This window comes from Sphingomonas sp. (assembly GCF_042096255.1).
GTDB lineage: Bacteria > Pseudomonadota > Alphaproteobacteria > Sphingomonadales > Sphingomonadaceae > Sphingomonas.
Genome location: NZ_JBELLZ010000005.1, coordinates 65,096 through 73,919, shown reverse-complemented (window position 1 = coordinate 73,919; position 8,824 = coordinate 65,096). Strand labels below are relative to the sequence as shown.

The 8,824-nt window shown below is 69.3% G+C and carries 10 protein-coding genes and 1 pseudogene; 4 read left to right on the top strand and 7 right to left on the bottom strand.

All coding sequences use genetic code 11. The annotated features are described in order from the left end of the window. The 4 genes and pseudogenes from ACFDTH_RS02075 to ACFDTH_RS02060 all read left to right on the top strand — a co-directional run. A pseudogene (locus ACFDTH_RS02075) lies at positions 1-421 on the top strand (porphobilinogen synthase); the annotation flags it as partial. Continuing rightward, a complete protein-coding gene (locus ACFDTH_RS02070) occupies positions 418-939 on the top strand; it encodes a GNAT family N-acetyltransferase (protein ID WP_375285844.1) in 522 nt (173 codons plus the stop codon). The pseudogene ACFDTH_RS02075 and the gene ACFDTH_RS02070, both read left to right, overlap by 4 nt. Then, complete coding sequence (locus ACFDTH_RS02065; protein WP_375285843.1) at positions 936-1,463, top strand: GNAT family N-acetyltransferase; 528 nt, start codon at positions 936-938, stop codon at positions 1,461-1,463. Before ACFDTH_RS02070 ends, ACFDTH_RS02065 begins: the two co-directional genes overlap by 4 nt. Further along, positions 1,460-3,640, top strand: a complete 2,181-nt coding sequence (locus tag ACFDTH_RS02060) for a spermidine synthase (RefSeq protein WP_375285842.1) — start codon at positions 1,460-1,462, stop codon at positions 3,638-3,640. The genes ACFDTH_RS02065 and ACFDTH_RS02060 overlap by 4 nt, the downstream gene beginning before the upstream one ends. Positions 3,641-3,766: 126 nt before the next feature. Here the strand turns inward: ACFDTH_RS02060 and ACFDTH_RS02055 are convergent, their stop codons facing one another. Genes ACFDTH_RS02055 through ACFDTH_RS02025 form a run of 7 tightly spaced genes read right to left on the bottom strand, consistent with a single transcriptional unit; the run spans position 3,767 to position 8,807 of the window. Beyond that, complete coding sequence (locus tag ACFDTH_RS02055; RefSeq protein WP_375285841.1) at positions 3,767-4,561, bottom strand: TrmH family RNA methyltransferase; 795 nt, start codon at positions 4,559-4,561, stop codon at positions 3,767-3,769. Positions 4,562-4,563: 2 nt separating this feature from the next. Next, positions 4,564-4,833 (bottom strand): HPr family phosphocarrier protein, encoded by a 270-nt coding sequence (locus ACFDTH_RS02050; protein WP_375285840.1) that lies wholly within the window; start codon positions 4,831-4,833, stop codon positions 4,564-4,566. Positions 4,834-4,843: 10 nt separating this feature from the next. After that, the gene (locus ACFDTH_RS02045; protein ID WP_375285839.1) at positions 4,844-5,251 is read right to left on the bottom strand and encodes a PTS sugar transporter subunit IIA; all 408 of its coding nucleotides are present in this window, start codon (positions 5,249-5,251) and stop codon (positions 4,844-4,846) included. Then, on the bottom strand, positions 5,248-6,168 hold the full coding sequence (gene rapZ / locus ACFDTH_RS02040; protein ID WP_375285838.1) for an RNase adapter RapZ: 921 nt from the start codon (positions 6,166-6,168) through the stop codon (positions 5,248-5,250). Before rapZ ends, ACFDTH_RS02045 begins: the two co-directional genes overlap by 4 nt. Beyond that, positions 6,165-6,578 (bottom strand): HPr kinase/phosphorylase, encoded by a 414-nt coding sequence (locus tag ACFDTH_RS02035; protein WP_375285837.1) that lies wholly within the window; start codon positions 6,576-6,578, stop codon positions 6,165-6,167. The genes rapZ and ACFDTH_RS02035 overlap by 4 nt, the downstream gene beginning before the upstream one ends. Next, complete coding sequence (locus ACFDTH_RS02030; RefSeq protein ID WP_375285836.1) at positions 6,575-8,134, bottom strand: stimulus-sensing domain-containing protein; 1,560 nt, start codon at positions 8,132-8,134, stop codon at positions 6,575-6,577. The genes ACFDTH_RS02035 and ACFDTH_RS02030 overlap by 4 nt, the downstream gene beginning before the upstream one ends. Continuing rightward, a complete protein-coding gene (locus tag ACFDTH_RS02025) occupies positions 8,103-8,807 on the bottom strand; it encodes a response regulator (RefSeq protein ID WP_375285835.1) in 705 nt (234 codons plus the stop codon). The genes ACFDTH_RS02030 and ACFDTH_RS02025 overlap by 32 nt, the downstream gene beginning before the upstream one ends. Positions 8,808-8,824: the final 17 nt, after the last annotated feature.

Genomic DNA, 8,824 nt, shown 5'->3' with positions numbered 1-8,824 from the left:
CAACGTCCAGATCATGGCCTATGCCGCCAAATACGCCAGCGCCTTCTACGGCCCGTTCCGTGACGCGGTGGGCAGCAGTGGGCTGCTGAAGGGCGACAAGAAGACGTACCAGATGGATTACGGCAACGCCGAGGAAGCGCTGCGCGAGGTCGCGCTCGATCTCGCCGAGGGCGCCGACAGCGTCATGGTGAAGCCCGGTTTGCCGTATCTCGACATCGCGCGGCGTGTGAAGGAGCGGTTCGAGGTGCCGGTGTTCGCCTATCAGGTGTCCGGCGAATATGCGATGATCGAGGCGGCGGTGGCGGCGGGTGCGGCGGAGCGCGCGCCGATGGTGATTGAGACGCTGACCGCCTTCAAGCGCGCCGGCTGCTCGGGGGTGCTGACCTACCATGCTCCGCTCGCGGCGAAGCTGCTGGGGTGATCGCCACCGAACGCTTGATCCTGCGCGCGCCTGAACCGCGTGACCGCGATGCGTTGCACGCGATGTGGGCGGACCCGCGGGTGATGGAGTCGCTCGGCCCGGTGAAGAGCGCGGCGGACAGCGATGCGACGCTCGCGCGCCACGCGGCCTATGCGCCGCTCGGCTTTCGGACGGTGGAGCGGCGCGACACCGGCGAGGTGGCGGGCTTCTGCGGGCTCAAGCCGGGCGCGCCGAACACGCCGATCGTGGGGATGCTTGAGATCGGCTGGATGCTCGCGGTGCCGCACTGGGGTCAGGGCTTCGCGCGGGAGGCGGCGGCGGCGAGCCTCGCCTGGGGCTGGGCCAACCGGGACGAGGCCGAGGTGGTCGCGATCACCGCGGCACGAAATGGTAAGAGCCGGGCGCTTATGGAGCGGCTGAACATGGTTTACGCGCCCGACATGGACTTCCTTCACCCCCTGTTTGCGCCAGACGATCCGCTGGCCGACACCGTTGTCTATCGGATCGCCCGCCCGTGATCGAAACCGAGCGATTGCTGCTGCGCCGCTGGCAGGGCGGGGACGTAACGCCCTTTCACGCGATGGGCCAGGATTCGGAGGTTATGCGCTTTCTGGGTGCCGCAATGAGCGTTGCCGATTGCGAAGCGACCGTCATGCGAATGAACGCCGTGGCCGACGAGACCGGCAGCTGCTTCTGGGCGGTGGAACGCCGCGAGGACGGCGCGTTTCTCGGCTTCTGCGGGATCAAGCCCGGCGCGGCCGGCACGCCGATCGAGGGGAAGCCGGAGATCGGCTGGCGCCTCGCCCGGCGGGCCTGGGGTGCCGGCTTTGCGCGCGAGGCCGCGGCGGCGTGCCTCGCCGATGCGTGGGGCCGCAACGTGCCGCAAGTGTGGGCGATCACCGTGCCTGCCAACGAACGCAGCTGGGGGCTGATGGTCCGGCTGGGCATGACCCGCGTCGCCGATGGTGACTTCGACCATCCCGCGGTGCCCGAGGGCGATCCGCTCCGCCGCCACCTGACCTACACGATCGCTCGCCCGTGACCCTCGGCCGGCGCGCGCTGTTCGTCGCGACGATCCTCGCGGGATCGTTCCTGCTGTTCCTGGTGCAGCCGATGGTGGCGCGCATGGCGCTGCCGCGGCTGGGCGGTGCGCCAGCGGTGTGGAACTCGGCGATGCTGGTTTATCAGGCGCTGCTGCTGGGCGGATACGCCTATGCGCATGCGCTCGGCCGGCTGGCGCCGCGGCGGCAGGCGATGGTGCAGGTGGCGGTGCTGCTGGTCGCCGCCTTGTGGCTGCCGATCGGCCTCGCCGGCTGGACCCCGCCCCCCGATGCGGAGCCTGCGTTATGGGTGCCCGCGCTGCTGCTCGCCTCCATCGGGCCGCTGTTTCTCGCGGTCTCGGCCCAGGCGCCCTTGGTGCAGCGCTGGTATGCGCTGGCGAGCGACGGCGAGGATCCGTACCGCCTCTACGCCGCCTCCAACCTCGGCAGCTTCGGCGGGCTGATCGCCTATCCGCTGGTCGTGGAGCCGCTGCTGACCGTGGACGGACAAAGCCGGCTGTGGAGTGCGGGCTATATCGCTTTCGCTTTGCTGCTCGCCGCCTGCGGGTTGATGCTGCCGCGCGGCGCGGCGCCGGCTGCGGAGACCGGCGACTCTACCGAAAAGATCGCCACCGCGCAGGTGTTGCGCTGGCTGCTATTGGCGCTGGTCCCCTCGGGCCTGATGCTGGCGACCTCCACCTATGTCAGCACCGACATCGTCGCCATGCCGCTTTTGTGGGTGGTGCCGCTGGGTCTCTACCTTCTCACCTTCACCATTGCCTTCGCCGCCAACCGCTATCTGGCGGATCTGATCACCCATGTCGCGCCGGTGACGATCCTGCTGTTCGGCGGCATCGTCCTCGCCGGCTATACCGAGATGCCCTATTTCAACGCGGGCGTGGCGCTGGTGCTGCTGTTCGTCGCCTCGGTGGCGTTGCACACGCGGCTGTACCGCGAGCGGCCCGCCCCTGAGAGGCTGACCGGCTTCTACCTCGCCATGTCCGCGGGCGGCGCACTGGGCGGGGTGTTCGCCGGACTGGTCGCGCCCGTGGTGTTCGACTGGACCTGGGAATATCCGATCCTGATCCTCGCCGCGGGCGCGCTGGTGCCGCAGTTGTTCCTCACCAATGCGCTGAAGCGGGTGTGGACCGATCCGCCCCGCCGGGTTGTCGCAATGGCGCTGCTGACCGTAAGCATCGGCTTGCTCGCCTGGCTGCGCACGAAGGGCGAAATCGGCGGCGACCGGCAGGGCATGGTGTTCCTGGCGCTGGCGGCGGGCGGCATCCTCACCGTCGGCGCGCGGGTGCCGTACATGCTGATGCTCACCGCCGGCATCGCCTTGTTTGGCGGCTATCGCTCCTTGGCCTTGTCGATGGCAGGGGATCGGACGCGCAGCTACTTCGGTATCTACACCGTCACGGATCAGGCGGAGCAGCGCACGCTGGCGCATGGTACCACCGTGCACGGCATCCAGCTGACCGGCTCGCCCGAGCGCGAGCGGCGGCCGACCACCTATTATGTCCCGGAGTCGGGCGTCGGCCGGGCGATGCAGGCCGCGCCGGCGCTCTACGGGCCCGCGGCGCGGATCGGCGTGGTCGGGCTGGGGACGGGCACGCTCGCCTGCTACGCACGGCCGGGGCAGGACTGGCGCATCTACGAGATCGATCCCGCGATCGTTCGGCTGGCGCGCACGCGGTTCTCCTTCCTAAGCAACTGCCTGCCCGATGCGCGGATCGTATTGGGCGACGCACGCCTGCGGATCGCGGCGGAGGCGCCGGCCTCGCTGGATCTGCTCGCGCTCGACGCCTTCTCCTCCGATGCGATCCCGATCCACCTGCTGACCCGCGAGGCCTTCGCCAGCTACGGCCGCGTGCTCGACAAGGACGGGCTGCTGCTGGTGCACATCTCCAATCGCTTCCTGGACCTGAAGCCCGTTGTCGCTGCCGCGGCGCGTGCGGGGGGGTGGCATGCGCGGGTGCTGGATGATCGTCCGACCTCCGTGATGGCGGGCAGTTCGTCGTCGCTGTGGATCGCGCTATCGCGTGACCCGCGGCCGCTGGCCGTGCTGAACAAGGTGGACGGCGGCTGGCAGGCGTTGGCGCCATATCGGGGCTTCACGCTCTGGATCGACGATTACGCTAGCATCCTGCCGCTGCTGAAGGACGACGGGCCGTTCTAGAACTTCCTGCGGTGACTTGGGCTCGCCCTCCGTTCGCCCTGAGCGAAGTCGAAGGGCATGCGCAGCACCCGACAAAGTGCTTCGACTTCGCTCAGCACGAACGGACCGGCTTGCTTGATCCTCGGCTCAGGCCTGCTGCCGTGCCAGCACCTCGTACGCCATCACCGCCGTCGCGACTGCGGCGTTCAGGCTATCCGCCTTGCCTAGCATCGGCAACTTAACCCGTATGTCGCACGCCGCCTCCAGCGCCTCGGGCAGACCCTGCGCCTCGTTGCCGGTGAGCAGGAAGGTGGGGGAGGGATAGTCCGCCGCGCGATAGTCGTGCGTGGTGCGCAGGCTGAGCCCAACCAAAGTGCCCGGCCCGGCGCGCAGCCAGACGAGGAACGCATCGGCTGACGCACGCACGACCGGAACGGTGAACAGCGCCCCCATGCTCGCCCGCACTGCCTCCACCGAGAAGGGATCGACGCACTCGTCGAGCAGGATCAGCCCGCCCGCGCCCACCGCATCGCCCGTTCGCAGGATGGTGCCCAGGTTGCCGGGATCGCGCAGCCGCTCCGCCACCAGCCAGATCGATGCGGCGTGCCGGTCGAGGCTGTCCAGCGAGCGCCCGAAATCGTCGAAGAGGCCGACGATCGCCTGCGGATTGTCCTTGCCCGACAGTTTGGAGAGGATGTCGGCGGTGGTTTCGATCGCCTCGCCGCCCGCCGCCTCCACCGCCTGCACCAAAGCCGCGGCGCGCGGGTGGGAGACGTCGGCGAAGAACAGGGTGCGCGGCAGGCGACCGGCTTCCTGCGCCTCGCTCAGGATGCGCAGCCCTTCCGCCAGGAACTGCCCCGCCTCGCGCCGGCGACGGCGGTCGCGCAGGTCGCGCGCATGCTTGACCAGCGGGTTCGAGTAAGCGGTGATCTGGCGCGGCACGCTCAGTCCTCGCCGAACTTGTCCTCAACCAACGCGCACAGCACATCGACCACCGCCTCGGCGCCGGCGCCTTCTGCGCTGATCGTGATGCTGTCGCCCTTGGCCGCGCCCAGCATCATCAGGCCCATGATTGAGGTGCCCGTTACCGCCTCGCCGTCCTTCGATACGCGCACCTCGATCGACTGCGCGCTCGCCAGAGTCACGAACTTGGCGCTCGCGCGCGCATGGAGGCCGCGCCGATTGGTGATTTCGACCACGCGCGATGCGTTCACGCCCCCATCCTCACGCTGCCGCCTCGCCGAGCACCTCGGAGGCGACCGAGATGTATTTGCGTCCAGCCTCACGCGCCGCCGCCACCGCCGCAACCACCGTCATCGACTTGCGCGCGGAAGCAAGCCGGATCAGCATTGGTAGGTTGATCCCCGCAATCACTTCCACCCGGCCGCGCTGCATCAGCGAAATGGCCAGGTTGGACGGGGTGCCGCCGAACAGGTCGGTCAGCACGATCACGCCGCGGCCCCGGTCCACCGATTCGATCGCGGCGGCGATGTCCGCGCGGCGCACCTCCATGTCGTCCTCCGGGCCGATCGGCACGGTGGCGACCTGGGTCTGCGGACCCACCACATGGACCATAGCGGTAACGAACTCATCGGCCAGCCGGCCGTGCGTCACCAGAACCAACCCGATCATGGCGCCTTACTCATGCTGCCGTCCCGCGGACGTCCCCCGTCTTGCCGCGCTGCAACAAGATCGCGATGGAAGACCGTGGGCGAAAACCCGGCCTCGCGCAACCTCCGCGCGATCCGGTCCGCGACGTGAACGGAGCGGTGTTTCCCTCCGGTACAACCGATCGCAATGGAAACGTACGCCTTTCCCTCGGCGCGGTAGCGCGGGATCAGCAGCAGCAGCAAATCCTCGATCCGCCCCACCGCTTCCTCATAGGCCGGGTCCTCGGCAATATACGCGACCACGTCGGGATCGAGTCCCGTCCCCGGCCGCAGCGCCGGGTCCCAGTGCGGGTTCCGCAGGAAGCGCATATCGAAGACGAGGTCGGCATCACCGGGCAGCCCGCGTGAAAAGCCGAACGAGCGGATGGTCAGTGTCGGTTCGCTCAGCCCGTCGCGGGCATAGGCCTGGCGAATGCGCTGTGAGAGCGCGTTGGCGGCGAGACGGGTGGTGTCGATCAGTCGGTCCGCTACGTCGCGCAGCGGGGCGAGCAACTCGCGCTCGCGGGCGATTCCGTCACGGGCGGGGCGATCCTGCGCCAGCGGGTGGCGGCGGCGCGTCTCGTCGTAGCGGCGCTCCAACTCGTTGGAGGCGCAGTCGAGGAACAGCAGCTCGATCGGGCGGCCGTCATGCCGCAACTGGGCGATCAGCTCGATCGCGCGATCGGCGTCGAAGGCGCGGGTGCGCGTGCCGATCCCCAGTGCCAGCGGGCGCGCCTCGTGCGCCGCACCGGCGGGGGGCGAGGCGGAGAGCAAGCGGTCGAGCAGCGCAAGCGGCAGGTTGTCCACCACTTCCCAGCCCAGGTCCTCCAGCGTCTTCAATGCGGTGGACATGCCCGCGCCCGACACGCCGGTGACGACCAGGATCTCGGGCGGGGTCATCGCGGCAGGCCGTGCTGCGTCAGCGCCAGCTCCACGAAGATCGGTGCGGACGGCGCACGCGGATCGACCGCCACCCGCGGCACCGGCAGGCCATCGAACAGGCGGTACGCAGGCTCGGACATACGCTCCAGCCTATCGGCGCAAAGCACCGCCAGCGCAATCGGCGCGGCGGACAGGTGCGGCAGGCGGAGCAGGCCGAGACCGCGCACCTCGAGGAGGCCGGCGATCCTATCCGGGCAGCGCGCGACAAGCCTGTCGTGCTCGATCGAAACCAGGGTCCGGTCATCCGCCACCAGCAGCGCACCACGATCGATCAGCCGCAGTGCCAGATCGGATTTGCCGGCGCCGGACGCGCCCTCGATCACCACCGCCCGTCCGGCAATCGCCACGGTCGTGGCGTGGACGCTCATGCCGCGGCCCGGGGAAGGCGTACCACGAAGCGCGCGCCCCCCAGGCGATCCTCCCGCGAGTCGACGCGGATCTCGCCCTGGTGCGCATCGATGATGGTGCGCGCGATGGCGAGGCCCAGCCCGGAATGCTTGCCGAACGCCTCGCCCTGTGGCCGATCGGTGTGGAACCGGCGGAAGATCAGCTCGCGTGCCTCCTCGGGCACGCCGGGGCCGTCGTCCTCGACCCGCACCTCGATCGCGTCGGCATCGGCCTGCACAGAGGCGGCCACCACGCCGCCATCGGGCGAGAAGGAGATCGCGTTGTCGAGGAGGTTCTCGAACACCCGCTCCAGCCGGGCGCCTTCGCCCAGGGTGAGCAGCGGCTCGGGCCCGCAATCGAACAGCAACCGCACATCGCGTCCCACCCCACGGGCGACATGCTGTGCCACTAGGCCACCGACGAGCGCGCCAAGATCGACTGGCTCGAATTTGGCCCGGCTCAACTGTGCATCCAACCGGGACGCCTCGGAGATGTCGCTGATCAACCGGTCGAGCCGGATCACGTCGTCGCGCACAATGGCAAGCAACCGGGCCTGCAGTTCCGGATCGCGGACATGGCCGAGTCCGTCGACCGCGGACCGAAGCGAGGCGAGGGGATTCTTCAGCTCATGGGTCAGGTCTGCGGCGAACGCCTCAGTGGCGTCGATCCGCGCCCGCAACGCCAGGCTCATGTCCGACAGTGCGCGGGCGAGCATCCCGATCTCGTCTCGCCGGTCGGGCAGCCGCGGCACCACGACTTCGCGTGCGCGGCCGAGACGCACCCGCACCGCCGATCGTGCCAGCCTGCGTAGTGGTCGTACGATCGTGCGCGCCAGGAACAGCGACAGGAACACGGAGGCGAGCGTGACGATCGCCAGCACCAGGCTCAGCCGGAACCGCTCGGCACGCACGGTCTGCGTCAGGTCGCGCGCGTTGATGGTCAGCAGCAGCACGCCCTGCGGCAGGGGAGCGGCGGCGGTGATCACGGGCGTTCGGTCGGGCGCGCGCCACACGGTCGCGGCAGTCCGTCCGGATGCGCGCGCCGCGCGCGCGTCGGGCCAGTCGAGCCCGCGGTGCCGTTCGCGGTACAGCGGCGGCCGGTCCGCCCCGACCACCCGATCGATCACCGCATCCAGGAAGCGCGCCACCGACTGGTCCCAGGCCTGTTTGTCCGGATCCTGCATCACCGCGTTGCGCACGCCGAGCGCGCGGCTGTCGGCCAGCAGCGCGCCGTCGCCGGCATAGAGCCGCAGCCGCGCGCCGGTCTCGCGCGCGAGGCGGATCATCAGGGGTGTCAGGCGCTCCTCGCGTCCCGCGGCGATCGCCAGCGCGGACAGCCGCGCCTCCTGTTCCGCCTGCGCGACGCGGTTGTCGAGCAGGCGGCTGCGGTACGAATCGAGATAAAAGAACCCGCCCGCCAACATGGCGAGCGCGATGATGTTCACCGCGAGGATGCGCGCGGTAAGCGAGATGCTCCCGGACCAGCGGAGCGTCAGCTCCCGGTCGTCACTCCTCGGAGAAACGATAACCGGCGCCATACAGCGTCTCGATGGCGTCGAAGGTCGGGTCCACCTGGCGGAACTTGCGCCGTACGCGCTTGATGTGCGAGTCGATCGTGCGATCGTCGACGTACATGTCTTCCTGGTAGGCTGCGTCCATCAGCTGGTTGCGATTCTTGACGATGCCTGGCCGCTGGGCGAGCGTTTCGAGGATCAGGAACTCGGTCACCGTCAGCGTCACCGGCGCGCCTGCCCAGGTCACCTTGTGGCGCGCTGGATCCATAACCAGCCGCCCGCGCACCAGCGGCCCCGCTACTTCCTCGGCCGCGTGGTCCGGCGACTGGGTCAGCTCGGTGCGGCGCAGGATCGCGCGGATGCGGGCGATCAGGAGTCGCTGGCTGAACGGCTTGGCGATGTAATCGTCGGCGCCCATCGCGAGGCCCAGTGCCTCGTCCAGTTCGTCGTCCTTGCTGGTCAGGAAGATCACCGGCGTGGAGTGCCGCTCGCGCAGGCGCCGCAGCAGCTCCAGTCCGTCCATCCGCGGCATCTTGATGTCGAAGATCGCCAGATCGGGCGGGTTGTCGATCAGGGCCTTCAGCGCCGCCTCTCCGTCCGAATAGACGCGCGTCAGGAATCCCTCGGCCTGCAGCGCGATCGACACCGATGTCAGAATGTTCCGGTCGTCGTCGACCAGCGCGATCGTTGCGGTCATGGGACAAGCGGTAGTCG